This is a genomic window from Candidatus Blochmannia vicinus, from assembly GCF_023586525.1.
Taxonomy (GTDB): domain Bacteria; phylum Pseudomonadota; class Gammaproteobacteria; order Enterobacterales; family Enterobacteriaceae; genus Blochmanniella; species Blochmanniella vicinus.
Map to the genome: position 1 here is coordinate 119,477 of NZ_CP097763.1, position 21,763 is coordinate 141,239.

17 protein-coding genes are annotated in these 21,763 nt (G+C 29.4%); 11 read left to right on the top strand and 6 right to left on the bottom strand.

Going from position 1 to position 21,763, the window contains the following annotated elements:
• The first annotated feature begins 177 nt into the window (after positions 1-177).
• The 6 genes from sppA (at position 178) to minE (ending at position 6,662) form a co-directional block, all read left to right on the top strand.
• Positions 178-2,034 carry a signal peptide peptidase SppA gene (gene sppA / locus M9408_RS00525; RefSeq protein ID WP_250257498.1) on the top strand — a complete coding sequence of 619 codons (1,857 nt, stop codon included), beginning with the start codon at positions 178-180 and terminating at the stop codon, positions 2,032-2,034.
• Between the two features lie 342 nt (positions 2,035-2,376).
• Positions 2,377-3,378 (top strand): type I glyceraldehyde-3-phosphate dehydrogenase, encoded by a 1,002-nt coding sequence (gene gap, locus M9408_RS00530; RefSeq protein ID WP_250257268.1) that lies wholly within the window; start codon positions 2,377-2,379, stop codon positions 3,376-3,378.
• 494 nt (positions 3,379-3,872) lie between these two features.
• Complete coding sequence (gene dsbB, locus M9408_RS00535) at positions 3,873-4,400, top strand: disulfide bond formation protein DsbB (protein ID WP_250257269.1); 528 nt, start codon at positions 3,873-3,875, stop codon at positions 4,398-4,400.
• Between the two features lie 472 nt (positions 4,401-4,872).
• Positions 4,873-5,553, top strand: a complete 681-nt coding sequence (gene minC, locus M9408_RS00540) for a septum site-determining protein MinC (RefSeq protein WP_423775068.1) — start codon at positions 4,873-4,875, stop codon at positions 5,551-5,553.
• 27 nt (positions 5,554-5,580) lie between these two features.
• The gene (gene minD, locus M9408_RS00545; RefSeq protein WP_250257270.1) at positions 5,581-6,393 is read left to right on the top strand and encodes a septum site-determining protein MinD; all 813 of its coding nucleotides are present in this window, start codon (positions 5,581-5,583) and stop codon (positions 6,391-6,393) included.
• Between the two features lie 5 nt (positions 6,394-6,398).
• Complete coding sequence (gene minE / locus M9408_RS00550) at positions 6,399-6,662, top strand: cell division topological specificity factor MinE (RefSeq protein ID WP_250257271.1); 264 nt, start codon at positions 6,399-6,401, stop codon at positions 6,660-6,662.
• A 349-nt stretch (positions 6,663-7,011) separates the two neighbouring features.
• Here the strand turns inward: minE and tsaB are convergent, their stop codons facing one another.
• Positions 7,012-7,713, bottom strand: a complete 702-nt coding sequence (gene tsaB / locus M9408_RS00555) for a tRNA (adenosine(37)-N6)-threonylcarbamoyltransferase complex dimerization subunit type 1 TsaB (RefSeq protein ID WP_250257272.1) — start codon at positions 7,711-7,713, stop codon at positions 7,012-7,014.
• Between the two features lie 416 nt (positions 7,714-8,129).
• Between tsaB and pabB the strand changes: the two genes are divergently transcribed.
• Positions 8,130-9,521 carry an aminodeoxychorismate synthase component I gene (gene pabB / locus M9408_RS00560; RefSeq protein WP_250257273.1) on the top strand — a complete coding sequence of 464 codons (1,392 nt, stop codon included), beginning with the start codon at positions 8,130-8,132 and terminating at the stop codon, positions 9,519-9,521.
• A gap of 54 nt (positions 9,522-9,575) precedes the next feature.
• On the opposite strand, the gene M9408_RS00565 is transcribed toward pabB, so the two are convergent.
• Positions 9,576-11,135 (bottom strand): TerC family protein, encoded by a 1,560-nt coding sequence (locus M9408_RS00565; protein ID WP_250257274.1) that lies wholly within the window; start codon positions 11,133-11,135, stop codon positions 9,576-9,578.
• A gap of 575 nt (positions 11,136-11,710) precedes the next feature.
• Between M9408_RS00565 and manX the strand changes: the two genes are divergently transcribed.
• The 3 genes from manX (at position 11,711) to M9408_RS00580 (ending at position 14,471) form a co-directional block, all read left to right on the top strand.
• Positions 11,711-12,685: a PTS mannose transporter subunit IIAB gene (manX, locus tag M9408_RS00570; RefSeq protein WP_250257275.1), complete on the top strand. Its 975-nt coding sequence runs from the start codon at positions 11,711-11,713 to the stop codon at positions 12,683-12,685.
• Between the two features lie 89 nt (positions 12,686-12,774).
• Positions 12,775-13,587, top strand: a complete 813-nt coding sequence (locus tag M9408_RS00575) for a PTS mannose/fructose/sorbose transporter subunit IIC (protein ID WP_250257276.1) — start codon at positions 12,775-12,777, stop codon at positions 13,585-13,587.
• Positions 13,588-13,604: 17 nt separating this feature from the next.
• Positions 13,605-14,471 (top strand): PTS mannose transporter subunit IID, encoded by an 867-nt coding sequence (locus tag M9408_RS00580; protein ID WP_250257277.1) that lies wholly within the window; start codon positions 13,605-13,607, stop codon positions 14,469-14,471.
• A 332-nt stretch (positions 14,472-14,803) separates the two neighbouring features.
• Here the strand turns inward: M9408_RS00580 and cspE are convergent, their stop codons facing one another.
• The 3 genes from cspE to zwf form a co-directional block, all read right to left on the bottom strand.
• Positions 14,804-15,013 carry a transcription antiterminator/RNA stability regulator CspE gene (gene cspE, locus M9408_RS00585; RefSeq protein WP_250235754.1) on the bottom strand — a complete coding sequence of 70 codons (210 nt, stop codon included), beginning with the start codon at positions 15,011-15,013 and terminating at the stop codon, positions 14,804-14,806.
• 413 nt (positions 15,014-15,426) lie between these two features.
• The gene (gene htpX / locus M9408_RS00590) at positions 15,427-16,368 is read right to left on the bottom strand and encodes a protease HtpX (RefSeq protein ID WP_250257278.1); all 942 of its coding nucleotides are present in this window, start codon (positions 16,366-16,368) and stop codon (positions 15,427-15,429) included.
• Between the two features lie 234 nt (positions 16,369-16,602).
• Positions 16,603-18,087 (bottom strand): glucose-6-phosphate dehydrogenase, encoded by a 1,485-nt coding sequence (gene zwf / locus M9408_RS00595; RefSeq protein ID WP_250257279.1) that lies wholly within the window; start codon positions 18,085-18,087, stop codon positions 16,603-16,605.
• A gap of 604 nt (positions 18,088-18,691) precedes the next feature.
• Between zwf and pyk the strand changes: the two genes are divergently transcribed.
• Complete coding sequence (pyk, locus tag M9408_RS00600; protein WP_250257280.1) at positions 18,692-20,137, top strand: pyruvate kinase; 1,446 nt, start codon at positions 18,692-18,694, stop codon at positions 20,135-20,137.
• A gap of 124 nt (positions 20,138-20,261) precedes the next feature.
• On the opposite strand, the gene mepM is transcribed toward pyk, so the two are convergent.
• Complete coding sequence (mepM, locus tag M9408_RS00605; RefSeq protein WP_250257281.1) at positions 20,262-21,557, bottom strand: murein DD-endopeptidase MepM; 1,296 nt, start codon at positions 21,555-21,557, stop codon at positions 20,262-20,264.
• Between the last annotated feature and the right edge of the window lie 206 nt (positions 21,558-21,763).

The window sequence follows — 21,763 nt, forward strand, 5'->3', positions numbered from 1 at the left end:
ATGCTTATATATAATAAGATAAGAGTTACATTTAATCTTAATTATTTGTCATAAAAATAATATACTATTAATTTTTAAAAATTATGAGTATATGTATAACACCTGATATACTTCAAAAAATAATTGATAAATTATTCATTGGATCATCATATAATGTCTTTAATGATTAAAGGGTTCATGCGGAACGCATGGCAAACAATCAGTAAAATAATTAAATATAGTGTACATACACTATATTTAATACGAACAATAATAATAAATATATTTTTTATAATCCTAATGATTGTCGTTGTAGGAACATATTTAAACTTAAGAAATAATTCTACTACATCGACATCGAAGAATACTGCTTTGATGTTAGACATTTCTGGTACCGTTGTAGATAAACCTGTAACATCAGGTAACAAATTTCACAAATTCAGTAAAAATTTACTAAATACAAATCAATCAAATACTAAAGAAAACTCACTGTTTGATATTATTAACATATTACGTCAAGCCAAAAATGATCCTAACATAACCGGATTAATATTATCCTTAAAAAATTTCTCTGGAAGTAGTCAAACATCATTAGAATATATTGGAAAAGCTTTGAATGAATTTAAAAATTCTGGTAAATCAATTTATGCCATTTCTGATTATTACAACCAATCACAATATTTTTTAGCTAGCTACGCGAACAAAATTTATCTTACACCCCATGGTCTTATAGATTTACGAGGTATCTCTACTAACAGATTATTTTATAAATCACTGTTAGACAATTTAAAAATTAATACTCATGTGTTTAGAGTAGGTGCGTATAAATCTGCTGTTGAACCATTTATTCAAGACAGAATGTCTGATCATGTACGACATGAAGAAAAAAAGTTAATCAATCATTTATGGAATCAATATTTAAAAATAATATCTATTAATCGTAAAATAACAACTCAAGAAATGTTTCCAGAAACTAATAAAATGTTAGATGAATTACATCAAATACAAGGTGATACTGCGGCTTATGCGCTTAAAAATAAATGGATAGATGAAATTGCTTCTCACTACGTTATAGAAGATACAATGCAAAAAATATTTGGATCTAATAAACAAGGAACTTCACTAAATGCAATTAGCATGTATGATTATAATCTTATAGCACCAATAAAACAAAATAACCAAATAGCAATAATTTGTGTTAATGGGCCAATTGTAGATGGACCCGATATACCAGGTTCAATTGGCGGAGACACTATAGCTCATAAAATTAGAAGCGCCCGATTTAATCCTAAAGTAAAAGCAGTAATACTTCGTGTCAATAGTCCTGGAGGAAGCGTAAATGCTTCTGAATTAATTAGATCAGAATTAATAGCTATCAGAGATTCTGGTAAACCAGTGGTTGTTTCTATGGGAGAGATAGCAGCATCTGGTGGATATTGGATATCAACTCCAGCTAATGTTATTATTGCAAGCAATAGTACTATTACGGGTTCTATAGGAATATTTGGTATTATTAATACATTTGAAAAATCTCTTGATGCTATCGGTATCCATAATGATGGAGTAAATACATCCCCTATCTCAAATATTTCAATAACTACATCGCTATCTGCTGAATATATAAATATGATGCAACTTTATGTCAATAATAGCTATCGTTATTTTATTAATACCGTAGCTGAATCCCGAAAAACCATAGAAGATATTCATAAAATAGCTCAAGGACGCGTATGGCTTGGTTATGACGCGATAAAAAATGGACTAATTGATAATATAGGAGATTTAGATGATGCAATAAATAAAGCCGTTAAATTAGCTCATTTAACGGAATATCAACTTAATTGGTATGAAGATAAAATAAATTGGATGAATATTTTATTGCAACACACCAATAAAGTGATTTATGCTATAACTATGAATTTTTTAAATCACCATCTTTTATTAACTAATTTTAACAATAAATTAAAAATTAATAATATTGATGTACTAAATTTTATATGGAATGATCCCAAAAATTGTTACGCTCTTTATTTAGACCATTTAACACAATTATAATAAGATAATAAAAGATTTATTTATGAATGTATAAAAGTATTTAAATATCGCATTAATGAATGTACTTGATATTAATTTTCATAAAAAGGTAAAATTTTTATAATGTATATATCCCTATATTTACTACTATCACATAGTAATAAATCGTAACATAACTAATTAAACGCGTATATTCTATTTAGTGTTATAATATGTGCAATTAATTAATATTTGTCCATGAAATATCAAAACATACTTTATATTATAAATTATTAATTTACATATCACATATAACATATATATTATAATTAAACTTTATTAATAACGCATAACTATAATCACTTATACAGGAGTATATAATATATGGCTATTAAAATAGGTATTAATGGATTTGGGAGAATTGGTCGTGTTATCTTCAGAGCTGCACAAGAACGAAAAGACATAGTAATCGTTGCTATTAATGATTTATTAGACATTCAACATATCGCATACATGTTGAAGTATGATTCAACTCATGGACGATTTAAAGGCACGATCAGTGTACACGACGATCATTTAATTATTAACAATAAAGTTGTGCACTATACTTCAAAAAAAGATCCAAAAAATTTACATTGGAAAGATTTTGATGTCGATGTTGTCACCGAGTCTACAGGGATTTTCTTAACTCAAGAAAAGGCTCGCGGACACATATCTTCTGGAGCTCGTAAAGTAATATTAACTGCTCCAGCAAAAGATGATACCCCGATGTTTGTTATGGGAGTAAATAATCACCTTTATAACGGAGAAAAAATAGTATCTAATGCATCTTGTACTACAAATTGTTTAGCTCCATTAGCCAAAGTTATTCATGACAACTTTGGAATTATTGAAGGTATCATGACTACTGTTCATGCTGCTACTGCGACTCAAAAAACTGTTGACTCTCCAATATATAATGATTGGAGAAATGGACGTGGTGCTTATCAAAATATCATTCCGTCATCTACTGGAGCAGCACAAGCATTAGGAAAAGTTATAAAAGAATTAGATGGTAAATTAACCGGAATGTCATTCCGGGTTCCCATTCCAAATGTATCTGTTGTCGACTTTACTGTTCGCCTGGAAAAATCAACCTCTTACAAAAATATTTGTGATGTTATTAAGCATGCCTCTCATGGCGATTTAAAAGGAATTATGGGATACACTGATGAAAAAGTAGTATCTAGCGATTTTAATGGAGAAAAATTAATTTCTATATTCGATGCGCAATCCAGCATTTCTCTAAATAAAAACTTTGCTAAATTAATATCTTGGTACGATAATGAAACAGGTTATTCTGATAAAGTGATTGATTTAAGCATATATATTACAAAATATAAATAATAGTTATAAATCAAATAAATATATTAACATATTAAAAAATAATTAATGCTTGAAGATCATATAAAATAACTCTATATCACTTAAATAGGGAAGTTGTTTAAATAAATTAATAAAAACAACATCCCTATCAACATATACATCAAACTTAGATTTTTTTTTATTAATTTAGCCTTATCTACAATATAACTTAATATTTTTATATCCTTATAAAATATACTATCATTAATATTAATTAAAAAGTATCAGATTTAAAATCTGAATGTTACTACGTACAGGCAATTTAAAAATTTAATTCTAAAATTAAATTTTAATACTTGTACCATCACGTATGATTTGATAACCTTAGAAGATCTTAATATATGCAGTTTATATACACATACAAGTATAACAATAGGTTAATACACAATAAATCAATTATTATAATAAATATTTTATTTTGTTTTGAGCAATTATATGTTGAACCAAAAATTATTTTAATTTTTAGGTAATTATTTATGTTGTATTTTCTAAATTTTTGTTCTAAAAGTAGAAAATTCTGGGGTTTTCTACTTTTTACCATCATTAATTTAGAATTAGTGGCTCTATATTTACAGCACATTATTCTGATAAAACCCTGCGTACTATGTATCTATCAAAGATGTGCCCTATTCGGCATAGGGATTGCAGGGTTAACTGCAATCCCTATGCCTTCATTTACTCCTCTAAGACTATTTGCTATATCAGTTTGGGCATACAGCGCGTACAAGGGATTATTATTCGCTAAAAAATACATTGATATTCAATTACATCCTTCCCCATTTTTTACATGTGATTTATTTGTAAAATTTCCTAATTGGTTCCCTATAAATAAGTGGTGGCCCGCTATATTCAATGCTAACGGTAATTGTGCTGAACATAAATGGTATTTTTTGTCTCTAGAAATATCTCAATGGATGCTTATAATTTTTTCTAGCTATTTACTAATAGCATTACTCATGGGCATATCTCAAATCATTGATTTTCTAAAACATAACACTAAATAACAATCCAAATAAAAAATCAAACCAAATCACTATATTTTTAACAAATGATTTTCATTTGTTAAAAATATACACAATTAATTATGATTAATTCTTGTTAGTACAAATCCTATTTAGATTTATATATGCTATAATTGATACACAAAAACCGATTGACTTGAACATATATTTTGTATCACAGAATAGTATTTATAAAAATAACAGCATAACAGTCTCCGTGTTATCTAAATAAATGACATATTTTTTGAAAGTCTTCATAAAAACATAAATTATCAATGTAATAGCGTTGTATTATTATTTTTTGTTGTAACATTAAAAAAATTATAATATAGTATTCAACTAAGAAACTGTGTAACTTATTAATTTTTATTTGTCATTTAACATAATAAAAATTAATAATAAATAAACATATACTTAATATAATAATTATTTATTGCATATGATTCCATTATATATTTAAATTGTGAAAATTAGCGTGTCTATTAGTATAAAAGGGAGTAATTTCCCATTATTAGTGGTGCATGTTTATAGTACATGCTTAGAAGACATTCGTCGATCATTGCTAGAAAAAATAGAAAAATCCCCTGTTTTTTTATTAAAAAATACCCCAGTTGTTATAAACGTTGGAAATCTCAATTATTGTGATAATTGGGATGCTCTACGTCAAACAATATCAGATTCTGGACTATTTATAGTTGGAGCATGTTGTTGTCACGATAACAAATTAAAAGAGATAATCATTCGTAGTGGACTTCCTGTTTTATCACAACACATAACTATATTACATAAAGATTTTTCGGAACATTTTCAGAAAAATACTTTAACAACATCTAAAACAAAATTAATTAAAACGCCAATACGTTCTGGGCAAAAAATCTATGCTCGTAATAGAGATTTAATTATTATTGCAAATGTTAGTGCTGGTGCTGAAATTATTGCCGATGGCAATATCCATATTTATGGAACAATGCGAGGACGTATATTAGCTGGTGCATCTGGAAATAAAGAATCTCAAATTTTTTGTACTAATTTATCTTCTGAACTAGTATCTATTGGAGGGCGTTATTGGCTAAGTGATCAAATCCCAAAAGAATTTTCAGGTAAAGCAGTAAGACTTAGTTTAAAAAATGACGCTCTTATCATTCAAGATTTATAATGTATACTGAAAATAAGGAATGTGTTGATGGCACGTATCATCGTTATTACTTCAGGAAAAGGAGGAGTTGGTAAAACAACATCAAGCGCGGCACTTGCTATTGGACTAGCGCGTAAAGGAAAAAAAACAGTTGTTATTGATTTCGATATTGGTTTACGTAATCTTGATTTAGTTATGGGATGTGAACGTAGAGTAGTGTACGATTTTATTAATGTCATTCAAGACGAAGCCACATTGCATCAAGCATTAATTAAAGATAAGCGCACTGATTATTTATATATTCTACCTGCTTCACAAACACGCGATAAAAATTCCTTAACTCTCATTGGAGTAGAAAAAATATTAAATGATCTTAATAAAATGAATTTCGAATTTATAATATGTGATTCTCCTGCAGGTATTGACAGCGGAGCATTAGCAGCTCTGTATTTTGCAGACGAAGCTGTCGTCATCACCAATCCAGAAATCTCTTCAGTGCATGATTCAGATCGTGTTTTAGGTATTTTGTCTTCTAAATCTAAACATTCTATAAATAATATAGAAACCATTAAAGAATACTTATTACTAACTCGATATAATCCGATTCGCGTAAAACATGGAGATATGCTTAGTTTAGAAGACGTAATGGAAATATTAAGAATCCCTTTATTAGGTGTTATACCAGAAGATAAATCAGTACTAAAAGCATCTAATCAAGGTGAACCAATTATTTTAGATATCAGATCTCATGCAGGTCAAGCTTACTCAGATACCGTAGATCGTTTGTTGGGAAAACAATGTCCTTTTAGATTTACTGAAAACAAAAAATTCAACTTTTTAAAACGATTTTTTAAGAGATAATACTTATGGTATTAGTCAATTTCCTTTTTTTAAGAAAAAAAACACCAGCTAATATTGCCAAAAAAAGACTACAAGACGTTATCTCTGAAAATAAGATCAAAAATATAAATAACCACTCCCCATATTATCTATATAAATTAAAAAGAGATTTAACCCAAATAATATGTAAGTATATACATGATCCATACATACTTTCAGTACAACTAGAAAAAAAAGACAACACGTCTATTTTAAAATGTAAAGTAATTTTTTCTAACGAAGAAACCTAATAAATTAGGCCATATGGATTATTTAAATTAAAAATCCTAATAAATAATACTTAAAAAAATCATCCCTTTATAAAAATATTCTTATACCCCTTATTATTATTCACTAACATTCCAATAAATCACATTGGTCTCACAATGTAACTTACAGTTAAATATATGAATAGCATTCATCTTATACTTTATCATTATAAGATCAATTCTTCGATAAATTATGTTATAATATTTTCACAACCCACAATAAACCATATGCAACATTTCATACACGAAAACTATTAACAAAAATTTATATACTATAACTATATATGGGATTACCTATGCAATACCATTTAAACTAAATCTATATGGGGTTTTATGTAGAAACTATTTTATTACGCAAATAAACAGGCTGTGCCTGCTTTGGAGTTAGAAACATTTTATTTCGAAAACTCTGCGCACCTAATGGCAGCATATCCTGCGCTTCAGGTGACATGACAATCTTCTTTAAAAAAATAGTATCATTTATTTTTATGTTTTTTAACACTACATAATTATTCCAACCTGTGCCTGCAAGCACCCAACTACCTTTCAGTATTGTACTACACGTTAGATCTGTCGCAATTGTCTCTGCTGTCAGAATAGACTCCTCATTATAACATCTCCAACAATTGTTATCACTCATCCGATAATAACGAGCACAATACAATTCACCCATACGTGCGTCGATAGTAGAAATAACTTGTTTAATAGAAAAAATACGCCAAGCTCCTTGCGCTAGTACTACCAAAGAAGATACCTCCACTAATGGCAAGTCAGCTCCTAATGCCAGCCCTTGCGCAACACATATTCCAATTCGTATCCCCACAAAACTACCCGGCCCTCTATTAAATATAATACAATCAAGCGATCGTAAGGCAACACCTGCTTCTGCTAATAATTTATTAATCATAGGTAATATTTCTTCTGAATGACGTCTCGATGCTACGATTTTATGATCATATATGTGATGATCAATCATTAAAGCAACGGAACATAATTCAGTAGTAGTATCAAAAGCTAAAATTTTAATAGGCATGGCAAATAAATACAACAAAGTTATATATGTTGAAATGTCATAATAAGACTATACTATACGTATAATATTTACAACGAACATATACAATACTCATTAACCTCAAGTTAAAACAACTAAAAATTTAAAATTAAATCAAAATAACACTAATTATTATAAATAAATGAGTATTATCACACTTTAATTACTTCATAATGATAACATATATCGTATCATAATTAATAATTATCGTTTTACATTGAATCCAGAATAAAACACAATACGAAAATAATTATATCTAACACATATAAAAGAATGTATTATTATATGTTCTTTAATATTTTTAAAACACCACACAAACAATATTTATACTTTATTTTCATTCATATAACTAACATAATTGGCTCATATTTTCAAAACAAAAAGGAACGTTTATTTTAATGGGAATACATCTTATAGAATTACCTTATCACCCTAACGCTATACTAAATCTTTTTGAATCTTTATCTAATACAGCATGGTCTATGCTGTTATATTCTGGACATAATAATCAACACCCAGATGGTCGTTTTGATATATTAGTTACTGACCCAGTGTTAACATTAGTGACTAAAAATAATATCACTACAATTTCTCACAAAAAAAACAATCAAACTAGTAATGCAGATCCATTTATCTTATTAAAAGAATATACTCATATTACTAATATGGAATCATGTAATAGTTATAAACTTAAATTACCATTTCAAGGTGGATTTTTAGGCATATTTGGATATGACCTTGCAAGATGTATCGAATCATTACCAAAAATAGCTAAAAAAGATCTTCTATTTCCGGATATGGCAATAGGTTTATATCGTTGGGCGATAATCTCTGATCATAAACTTTATAAAAATTACCTTGTTACTCATGATGAACCAAACCAAATATTACCCTGGATATATCAACGGTATACATATAGCAATCACGTTGATTCCACCTCATTTCGTATTATAAAACCATGGAAAAGTAATATTAGCCAATCTGAATATTCTAAAAAATTTAATATTATAAAAAAACATATAACTATAGGTAACTGTTATCAAGTATGTCTCGCTCAACGTTTTTATACCTCATATACAGGCAACGCCTGGATAGCATTCCGTTATTTATTAAATTATAATCAAGCACCTTTTTCAGGATTTATTAGGTTACCAAATAAATTAAGTATACTTAGCTTATCCCCAGAACGTTTTTTACAATTACATAATACAAAAATTAAAACTCAACCTATTAAAGGAACATTACCCAGACTAAAAAATACACAAGATGATTATCGCCAAATCATTAAATTATCTAAATCTATAAAAAATCGATCAGAAAATTTAATGATCGTTGATTTATTAAGAAATGATATTGGAAAAGTAGCTATTCCAGGCAGCATCCGCGTTCCTAAATTATTTGATATCCAATCGTTTACAGGAATACATCATATGATCAGCACAATTACAGGAACACTTTCTAATAATTTTTCTGCTTGCGATTTATTACGCGCATGCTTTCCGGGAGGATCCATAACTGGAGCCCCAAAGGTTCAAGCAATGAAATTAATTGAACAACTCGAGCCACATCGTCGAAGTATTTGGTCTGGAAGCATGGGGTACTTAAGTTGTTGCGGAAACATGGATACCAATATTGCTATTAGAACACTATTAGCTGATAGGCGGCATCTCTTCTGTTCGGTAGGAAGTGGCATTGTTTCCGACAGTGACGAAAATATAGAATATCAAGAAATGCAAGACAAAATACACACTCTATTACCACCATTATTAAAAAAATTTTATTTAATATAATTACCACAAATACATCAACAATAGTATTATCATTAGATACATCTAATGATAATACTATTGTTGATGTATTTCATTAGAAACAGTAAGGTGTTCTATCTCCACTAATTCAATACGATACTCTATCATTTTTCGAATTATAAAACGCCACCTATTAATTTTTAATACATCACCCTCTTTTGGTATACGGTCACAATGAGATAATAATAATCCAGCTAAAGAAGCTACATGATCACATTCATGCACTAAATCATGAGCTTGTAATGCTTGTTGCAATGCATGTAGGTCCATACTACCTTTTGCTAACCAGCCTGTACCATTATTAATTCTTTCGATTTCTGGTGTTTCATCTTCGTCAGGAAATTCACCAGCTATAGCTTCTAGCACATCCAAAGGGGTTATTAGTCCTTGAATAATACCAAATTCATTAGATACAACAACCATACTCCCTTTTGCACGACGTAATTCTTTTAATAAATTTAAGACATCTAAAGTTTCTGGAACCACAATAGGCAAATTTTCTGCAGCATGCGTTTCTACTTGTTCTCCATGAGCTATCGCTGCCATCAAATCTTTAGCGCGAACAATTCCTATCAATTGATCCAATTCACCGTTACATACGGGAAACATATTATGAGGAGTATTCATTAAAATAGAATATAATTCCTGTACTGGTTTTTGAGAATCTAACCATGAAATTTCATTTCTAGGAGTCATTATACTTCGTAAAGTACGTGAAGCTAACGATAGCACTCCAGTAATCATATGTCGCTCCTCTTCAGCAAAATGTGTTTCTGATGAAGGAATAGAATAATTTTTTTCTGTAGTAGAATTCCGTTGCGCCGTATTACCCATTAACCTTATAATCACTTCTGCGGTACGTTCACGCATTGATTTAGTTGATTGACCTTTCATAGAATTGCAATGAGCAATTTGATTAAATAATTCAATTAATACTGAAAATCCAATAGCAACATACAAATAACCTTTTGGTATATAAAATCCAATTCCCTCTGCAATTAAGCTTAAACCGATAATTAACAAAAAACTCAAACATAAAACTACTACAGTCTGATGATTATTAATAAAATTAGTTAATAAGCGAGATAATAACAACATTAACGTTACTGCTATTACAACTGCCATTATCATGATGATTAAATTTTCTACTGTCCCAACAGCTGTTATTACTGCATCAAGAGAAAAAATAGCATCAAAAACTACAATTTGTATTACTACTATCCAAAAACTAGCGTACCCACGACTAGGGTTATTATGTATTTTATGTTCTAATTGTTGATGTAATTCAGTAGTTGCCTTAAATAAAAGAAAAATGCCGCCAAATAATAAAATTAAATCCCTGATAGAAAATGAAAAATCTGCAATTTTACATAATGGTTTTGTAAGAGTTGCAAACCATGAAATTAAAGACAATAATGCTATGCGCATTATTAATGCCAATGTTAAACCAATAATACATGCACGTTCACGTTGTTTTTTTGGCAGCTTATCTGCTAAAATAGTTATGAAAACTAAATTATCGATACCGAGTACAACTTCTAAAATTACTAGAGTTAATAACCCTACCCACATTGATATGTCTGTTAAAAATTCCATGATAATCTCCATTGAATGTTAGGTAAACACATCATTTAATGGCATATTTATATAAACATATTAAAATATCTGATTACATAATGAAGTTTTCAACAATAAATTAAACATGATCAAATATAAGTTTATGCAGGCAAGAAGGGTATTGATGAAAGTTAATATATATCGTCATAAGATTATGTGAACGTTACTTAAATAGAGAAATGCTATTATTATTATGATATGGTGTAAAATATATCTCTTGTATACTACTGTAAAGTATGCATTTTAACATTAAAGATAATCTATCATTATGACAGAAAAGACAGTATAATGTAATCGGTTGTCTCTTGCAGTATCTCAATGCTTACTTACATATGTATTGATTGAAATAAAATCAGAACGCTAAAATAGCATATGCATATAAATTTTTGTTTTAAAATATTGAAAAAACATTAGCCTATATATTGGGCATGACATAAAATAAATCGTAAATAATATAACAAACAACTAAAATATATGCCGTATTGTTTTAAACATTGAAATAATACACAAATAAAAAATAAATTATTAATAATTGTATTAAAGAGGAAAAGGTAGTGACTATTGCTATTATATTAGGAGCTCATGGTTCTGTATCTGAACAGTTACTTAAAACTACTGAAATGATTGTGGGAAAACAAAAAAATGTTGCATGGATTGAATTACTTCCCGAAGAAAATACTGAAATACTAATTAAAAAATACAATACATGTTTATTAAATCTTAATACTAATGAAGGTGTATTATTCTTAGTAGATACTTGGGGAGGAAGTCCTTTCAATGCTGCTCATAACATCATATTAAACAAAGAAAAATATGATATCGTTACAGGTGTAAACATCCCTATGTTAATTGAAATATTCATGGCGCGTGATGAATCCCATACTTTTCAGGAATTAGTACAAATTGCATTAAAGTCTGGTAACGAAAGTATAAAATCTGTAAAATATTGCTCTGGTACTAATCAATTAGATGGCGATCAAAATACTAATAAAAATAAAATTTTGCGTTCATTATTCAATAAAAATAACAAAAACCATATGGTCATTTGTTTAGCACGTATTGATGACAGGCTAATTCATGGGCAAGTAGTAACTCGTTGGGTTAAAGAATATAACATTACACGTATTATAGTAGTAAACGATGCAGTATCTAGAGATACGATCCGAAAAACTTTGCTGACTCAAGTAACACCTCCTGGTATAACCGCTCATGTCCTAGATATCGACAAAACCATACGTGTATATAATAATCCTAAATATGCTGGAGAAAAAGTCATCATGTTATTCACTAACCCCACAGATATTGTGCGCCTTATTGAGGGTGGTGTCCCTATTAATTCAGTAAATGTTGGAGGAATGGCTTTTTATAAAGACAAAAAACAAATAAATAATGCTATATCAGTAAATAACATAGATATTGAAGCTTTTAAAAAACTTGATCAATATGGTATTGAATTAGAAGCACGTAAAGTACCATCAGATCCATCATTAAAAATAATGAAATTAATAAAAAAAATAAATCATTCCTAATTAATTTACATATGTATATTTATTTAATAATTTTCATATGATAACTATATTAATAAAGTGTTTTATTTTTATATTTTCAGGAAAATGAAATGGAAATTAACACACTTCAAATTGTTTTATTATTTATTATATCTTGTATTATTGGAATGGACTCAATACTTGACGAATTTCAATGCCATAGACCATTAATAGCATGTACGCTAATTGGTTTAGTTTTAGGAGACATAAAAACTGGGATCATTATCGGGGGAACATTGGAAATGATAGCGCTAGGGTGGATGAACATAGGAGCCGCTGTGGCACCTGATACTGCGTTAGCTTCAATTATTTCTACCATCTTAGTAATTATAGGACAACAACCTATTGGGGCGGGAATTGCTTTGGCCATTCCATTAGCTGCTGCCGGGCAAGTATTGACCATCATTGTACGTACTGTTACTGTAGCATTTCAACATGCTGCTGATACAGCAGCAGAGCGTTGCAATATAACAATTTTAAGTTGGATTCATCTTACAGCGCTTATGTTGCAGGCTATGCGTGTTGCAATTCCAGCTACTATTGTTGGAATTTCCGTTGGAACTGAAACTGTACATCACATTCTACATTCAATTCCAGAAGTAATAACTAACGGCTTAAATATTGCTGGAGGTATTATTGTTGTAGTTGGTTATGCAATGGTTATTAACATGATGCGTACTGGATATCTAATGCCATTTTTTTTCCTAGGATTTGTTATCACAGCATTCACCGAATTTAATTTAGTCGCATTAGGTATGATTGGTGTAGTTCTAGCTATCCTATATATTCAATTATCTCCAAGATATAATCAAATTGCACGCAAAAATCTCCCTGACCCAACAACAGTTCAAGCTAAAAATAAACTTGATGACGAATTAGATTAAATTAATAGGTAACTATAATGATTAATAATCCTCAAACAATCCATACCGAAACAAAGATAATAAAATTAAGAAAAAGTGACATACGCGCTGCTTTTACTCGTTCTAATTTTTTCCAAGGATCTTGGAACTTTGAACGTATGCAAGCGCTGGGATTTTGTTTTACTATGATTCCAATAATTAAACGTCTATATCCTAAATACAGCGAAAATCAGAAAGAAGCAATTAAACGCCATTTGGAATTCTTTAATACACATCCATATGTTGCCGCTCCTATATTAGGAGTTACCATGGCCATGGAAGAACAAAAAGCTAATGGTGCTACTACCATAAATAATGCTTCTATCAATGGGTTAAAAATAGGATTAATGGGTCCTCTTGCTGGAGTGGGTGATCCAATATTTTGGGGAACTGCTAGACCAGTGTTTGCCGCCTTAGGGGCAGGAATTGCTATGAGTGGAAATCTATTAGGCCCATGTCTATTTTTTGTTCTATTTAATACAACTAGATTAGCTACTCGTTATTATGGAATGATATATGGTTATAGGAAAGGAGTAAGCATCGTTAATGATATGAAAGGAGGAGTTTTAAGAAAACTAACAGAAGGATCCTCAATTTTAGGTTTATTCGTTATGGGGGCATTAGTGAATAAATGGACACATGTAAATGTTCCATGTGTGCTTTCTAAACTTACTGACAATGATGGAAACACAGTGGTTACGACTGTTCAAAATATTTTAGATCAACTCATGCCTGGATTTATTCCTTTATTATTAACATTTGCTTGTATGTGGTTACTAAATAATAAAATAAATGCATTATGGATTATTATAGGATTTTTCGGGATTGGAATTTTTGGATACTGGGCTGGATTGTTAGGTCTTTAACCAAATATAAAAAATAAGACATAAAAACAAGAGAACCCAACTATATTATATAGTTGGGTTCTCTTGTTTTTATGTCAACAAAATAGACACAGCAATAACCACTATACACTTTTCGGATCTCTTCCAAAATTACTAAATTAACACATTAATACTATATAGACTTTTCTCTACATATGGTTTTAAACTTTAAAATCAAGTACTATGTATTTCATATCAACAGTAAATTTGTATACCATGATACTCGCTGTTTATTTTTAAATATTCTTACCGCCCACCTTTATACCCTTTAATATCCTTAAATTATATTATAACATATATTTTACACACATACCTTACACTGTCGTCACATTAACAGCTGATGGACCTTTATGTCCATCTTGAATTTCAAATTCTACATTTTGTCCTTCAGATAAAGTCTTAAATCCGTTTCCTTGAATAGCAGAAAAATGTACAAAAACATCTTTACTACCATCTGACGGTGTAATAAAACCAAAACCTTTAGACTCATTAAACCACTTTACTTGACCTTTAATTTTTGCCATCTTACTTATTTCCTTTAGAGTGTTTACATTTGCCGTAACAGCGATTAAAAGACAAACCAGAGTTATTATTCTCGTGAAACATTCAAATAAGAGGAAATTATATTATTCATACATAACAACACTTCTTTACTGAATTTATCAAAATACCACTTACATACGGAAGCATATCTCGGTTTACCTGATACTTCATCATATAATTGTATAATTATATGATATTAATCAACAATATACATAAATTCCTTCATTTTTTAAGATCATTTTATATGAAGGATAGATATATTTACAAAAAAACTTAACTTATACAAGCCTTATTTGCATAGTAACATTTATTTTTTATTTTGCAAATCATATGATGATTTCATTTATAAAAACCCATAAATCAATCATTTCATTAAATAAACAAAGAATATAATCTACTTAAAAAAATAAGACGACTTATTAAAATAAGTACCATGTTGCAATGCTTCTATCCGTTCATCTATAGATGGATGAGATGCAAATAAATCGCTTATCAAACTATTTTTTTTTACACTATTAATATACAATGTAGCGATAATTCCATTAGATGTTTTAGACTCATGACTACGCTTTAATTCTTGTAAAGCAGAAATCATATTTCTACATCCCACTAATTTAGCAGATCCAGCATCTGCATAAAATTCGCGATGACGAGAGAACCAAAATACAATCACGCTTGCAAACATTCCAAATAAAATTTCTAAACAAGTAGACACAATAACATAAGTTAAAGAGCTATTTACATCTCCATGCTGATTATTATTAGTATCAAATTGTTCATTATCTTGATCCTGCATAAATGAAGTCCAATAACAAATTAATTTAGCAAGACTACGTGATATAAAAATAACGAAAGTGTTAACCACCCCTTGAATAAGAGTCATAGTAATCATATCACCAGAAGCAATATGATTCATTTCGTGAGCAATAACGGCTTCAATTGAAGCTTGCTGCATATTTTTCAAAAGACCACTACTAATTGCTATTAATGCCGCATTTTTTCTTGAACCCGTTGCAAAAGCATTCATATCTATAGAATCATAAATAGCTAGTTGTGGCGCAACAATATCTAATTTATGAGCCTGTTTATTTATTATTTTCAATAACCAACTTTCCATATCATTAGACGCTTTATTAACAATTACACCATTAACTGCAGATAAAGCTGCAAATTTTGACAAAAATAAAGAAATAATAGCACCACCAAAACCAAATATCCCAGCCATTCTGATCAATTCAAGAGTAGTAGAAGACCAAAACCCCAATAAACTCAGTATGCTACCAAATAATATCATTACTGACAAATTGGTAATTACAAATAATATGATACGTACCATAAAAATAATTTCCCTCTTTTACAAAGAACCCAACACATTCAGGCAATACTTTACCATATATAATTACTCAATTTTAAATAATCTTTTACATAACACACATACTTGTATTTAAAAGAATCTATAATACCACTCCATTATATTATAAATATCTTTGTATAAAAAACAAAAATATAAAAAATTTATTAATTAACAATATTAAAAAATTAACAATTACTGTAATGTATTAAGAATTAACTACGTATGTAATTTATATTCATTCCAAAACCGACCATCCTTAGCTATCATAGTCATTGACTCAACAGGCCCCCAAGTACCAGCTTGGTAAAGTTTTGGTACATTATTTTCCAACTCCCAAGATTGTATGATAGAATCAACCCATTTCCAAGCTCCTTCTATTTCATCATGACGCACAAATAATACTTGAATCCCTCGCATTGTTTCTAATAATAAACGCTCATATGCATCAACTATATGTTCTGGGCAAAAAGTTTTATAAAAACTTAAATTTAATTTAGTAGCTTGTAACCGATGCTTATGGCCTAATCCGGGTATTTTATTTAAAATTTGAACATCTATCCCTTCGTTTGGTTGCAATCGAATGGTTAATTTGTTATTAGGCAAGTCTTGATATGAATCAGGAAATAAATTAATCACTGGTTTTTTAAAAAAAATTACAATTTCAGAATATTTAATTGGTAATCTCTTTCCAGTACGCAGATAAAATGGAACACCAGCCCAACGCCAGTTGTCTATATTAACACAAAGAGATACAAATGTCTCAGTATTACTACTCTTATTAGCTCCCTTTTCTTCTAAATAGCCTGGGACTGGCTTTCCATGAATAAACCCAGATGTGTACTGTCCACGAACTGTAACATTATGTACATGATTACCATCAATCTTCCGCAACGATTGAAGCACTTTAACTTTTTCATCTCGAATACAATCAGCGCTCAAATTCGATGGAGGTGACATAGCTATAATAGTCAAAATCTGTAATAAATGACTTTGTATCATATCACGCATTTGACCTATCGCATCAAAGTAACCCCAACGACCTTCAATACCTACTTCTTCTGCTACAGTAATTTGCACATGATCAATAGTATTATTGTCCCAATTTGAAGAAAATAAATAATTTGCAAAACGTAATGCCAACAAATTTAAAACTGTTTCTTTTCCTAAATAATGATCAATACGATAAATTTGTTTCTCCTCAAAATATTCTGATATCTGCGCATTAATAACACGAGCAGAATCTAAATTAGTGCCCAATGGTTTTTCTATAACTATACGATTTGATTTTTTGTTTAATCCAATACTACTTAATCCCTTACATATAATACCAAAAGTGTCAGGAGGCGTAGCCAAATAATTTATTGTTGCCATATCTACATTCTGTAATTTATCTAATAAATGAACAAATCGTTCAGTCTGATGTACATCTAAATTGCAAAAATCAAGTCGTGCTCTAAAAATACACCATAAAGATTCATCAATAGGATCCAGCATAAATTTTTTTAAAGAAGCATATACAACTTCAATATACATAACAAGACTCCATTCTGCACGACCAACTCCTATAATACGTGTATCAGGATGAATAGCGCCTATTTTTTCTAATTGATATAATGATGGAAACAATTTTCTACGCGTTAAATCACCTTTAGTCCCAAAAATAATTAAATTACATGCTTGAGTAATAGATGTTGCTTGCATATTCGTTCTCTAATATGTTAGTTTGTGATTATTATATTTAATTACAATATAAACATAAGTGACTAAGAATAAACGTAAATATATCAATTAAACATCAATCAAAACCTCACAGAAACTTGGTGTCATATATGATATCTAATATTAATTACCTTTATATTTTCACAATATCAACATAATTTTAAAATATGCAATTAAAACTACGTATTTCAAAAACTTAATATTATTTAAATAACATCACAAATAGGTTTAATGCCTACCCATGATAATCAAATTGACATATTACAAGTTTATTCATAATTGAAGAATTTATTTATCTTAAAGATAATAATAGTATCTGGTTGCAACTAAAACATTTATATGTTTATCTAACATAGTTAATTATGGGATTCTAATATTAGATTTAGTTATGCACTTACACTGTTAATATTTCCTATGAATATCAATAGATTATTTTATAAATCTTTAAAATAGGTACTATACTATGTATACAGCTACCATAATAACATATTAAAATTTAATGTAAAATAATGCAAATTATCATACATTAATAATATGATGATTATTAATGTATGATAATTTGCATTAAAATTCATAAGGAATTATTATGCCTCACCAAATGAGAAGAACTAAAATTATCGCTACTCTAGGACCCGCTACAGATAAAGATAATAACCTTGAAAAAATAATTGTTTCAGGAGCAAATATAGTACGACTTAACTTTTCTCACGGAGAAACAAAAGAGCATTTTATCCGCGCAAAAAAAGTACGTGAAATTGCTTCAAAACTAAGTAAGTACGTCGCTATTCTTGGAGATTTACAAGGTCCTAAAATCCGTATCTCAACTTTTGAAGATAATAAAATATATTTAAAATCTGGAGATAACTTTTTAATTGATACTATGCTGACAAACAACATAGGTGATCATAAATGCGTAGGTGTTGATTATGAAGAATTGGCACAAGACGTACGTTCAGGAGATTTACTTCTATTAGACGATGGGAAAATTAAATTAAAAGTAATAACAATTCATAATACCAAAATCTATACTAAAGTAATTATTGGAGGTATATTATCTAATAACAAAGGACTAAATAAATTAGGAGGCGGACTTTCAGCAAAAGTACTAACACATAAAGATAAAGTAGACATTATAACTGCAGCTCAAATTGGAGTTGACTACTTAGCAATATCATTTCCACGCAGCAGTATAGATTTAAATTTTGCGCGAAAATTAGTTGTAGATGCTGGTAGTCATGCAAAAATTGTTTCTAAAATAGAACGCGCAGAAGTGGTAGCGTCTGATGAAACAATAGATGATATTATTCATGCATCGGATGCAGTCATGGTAGCTCGAGGAGATTTAGGAGTAGAAATTGGAGAACCAGAGCTAGTCGGTGTTCAAAAAAAAATAATAAAAAGAGCATGCGCTCTTAATCGAGCAGTTATTACTGCAACCCAAATGATGGAATCTATGGTGCATAATTCTATGCCTACTCGCGCAGAAGTAATGGACGTGGCTAATGCAGTATTGGATGGTACTGATGCAGTTATGTTATCTGCTGAAACTGCTATAGGTCAATATCCATCTGAAACTGTAGCAACTGTTGCAAATATATGCCTAGGCGCGGAAAAAATTTCAAACGTAAATTTTTTAACACACACCAATCAAAAAAAAAAATTTAACAACGTCGAAGAAATTATAGCCATGTCGGCAATGTATACTGCTAATCACTTAGAAGGAGTAAGTGCTGTTATCGCTCTAACTGAATTTGAAAACACTACGTTATTAATGTCTCGTATCAACTCAAAATTACCTATTTTTGCATTGTCCCAACACAAACATACCTTAAATATAGTCACTCTTTACAAAGGAGTCATTCCTATTTATTTTAATCGAACAGGCGATAATGTGATAGATGCCAAATATGCTAGAAATTTATTACGTGATAAAGGATTTCTTATTTCTGGAGAATTAGTAGTAATGATACAAAATGACGCATACAATAAATGTGATATGATGAATATAAGCCATATCTTACAAGTAGAATAATGCTTCTTATTTCAATATCCCTGACAATTAATTTAAAATTGAATACATCACGTATTCAAGATATAATGCTTACTTATCATTAAACTCAGATTCTGGCTATTGATCACAGATCACAAAAATATATCTAATCAAAACATAGTTTTGGAATAATATCTTTTATTTGATTTAAATATATTATGCGTTCATTTCCTGATAACTTATCAATATTTAAAATCTTAGTAGTTAATGGATTCACAGGACGATGATTAATCCATATTTCAAAATGCAAATGCGGACCTGTTGATCGACCTGTATTACCAGATAATGCTATATTGTCGCCTCGTTTAACTTTTTGTCCAGGTATAACCAGTAATTTTTTCAAATGCATATATCGAGTTATACAATGGCAGCCGTGTTTAATTGCTATATAATTGCCAGCAATTTTACTATATGTACTTACAATGACTTCTCCATCTCCTACCGAAAAAACCGGAGTACCAATGGGAACAGCAAAATCAACTCCAGCATGAGGGGATACTTGTCCAGTTACAGGATTTAATCTGTTTAAATTAAAATTAGAAGATATACGAAATGGTTTTAAGGTAGGAAAACGTATAAAACTGCCTTCTAGGCTTACAGCCTCACGGTCATAAAATTTACCATTATTTGCGCGAAATATGTAATAGTTTTTACCAGACGTATACAATCTTGCTCCAAGTAATTTACTTTCAACATTATAGCTTCTATCCATCATTGTCGATATTAATACCGCAAATCTATCCCCTTGACGCAATTTTCGAAAATCTAATTGATATTGTAATGCATTACTTATATCTATAATATAATTTTCTTCTATACCTAAAGAACGAGCACTATCAATAAATGTTCCATTTAATTCACCTGTAAATAAAATTGCAGGATATAAACTATTATTTAATTGATTTAAAATTCTAATAATACCTTCTGTAAAACTAGCATGCATCCGATTATATACGCGAATTTCCTGTGGAAAAATATTCCAAACTAAACATTGTAATTTTTTTTTCGTAATCATCATCCAAGAAAGTATTTGTCCCGCTTCTAACTTCCTAAGTATTGGATATTGTTGTAATAAAAGCGAAACACCAGAAGAGTCAATACCATCACTACTATATTTCTTTAAAATTTCACTCAAAACATCACCTTGACATACTATATGATTATATACATTTATTTCTTTCGATAATTTGTTAAGATATAAGTGTTTCTTTAAAATATCAAAATAGACCATCGCACTATTGAAAAATTTTTTATTTTTTATAATTTCAGATTGATGAGACTCATCTTTCTTAAGATAAAATTCCTTATTATAATTTTTTTTACTTTTATTTAATAATGTACACGGGATAAAAAATTTCCAAATGGTCATAACTATGATAATTAATAGCAATATAGATGACATTATAAAATAACACTTATGCACATAACGATATAATAACTTAATAGAACGAACTATAATACTACACACTAATTAATTGCCTTATATTATGATTTCTAACAAATAGAATAATTCTTAAAAAACTAAAAGAAAATATAAACGAAAATAAAACTCTAATATTAACAAATACTACCTTTAAAAATCACATTGCCTAAAAATCTATCCAAAAT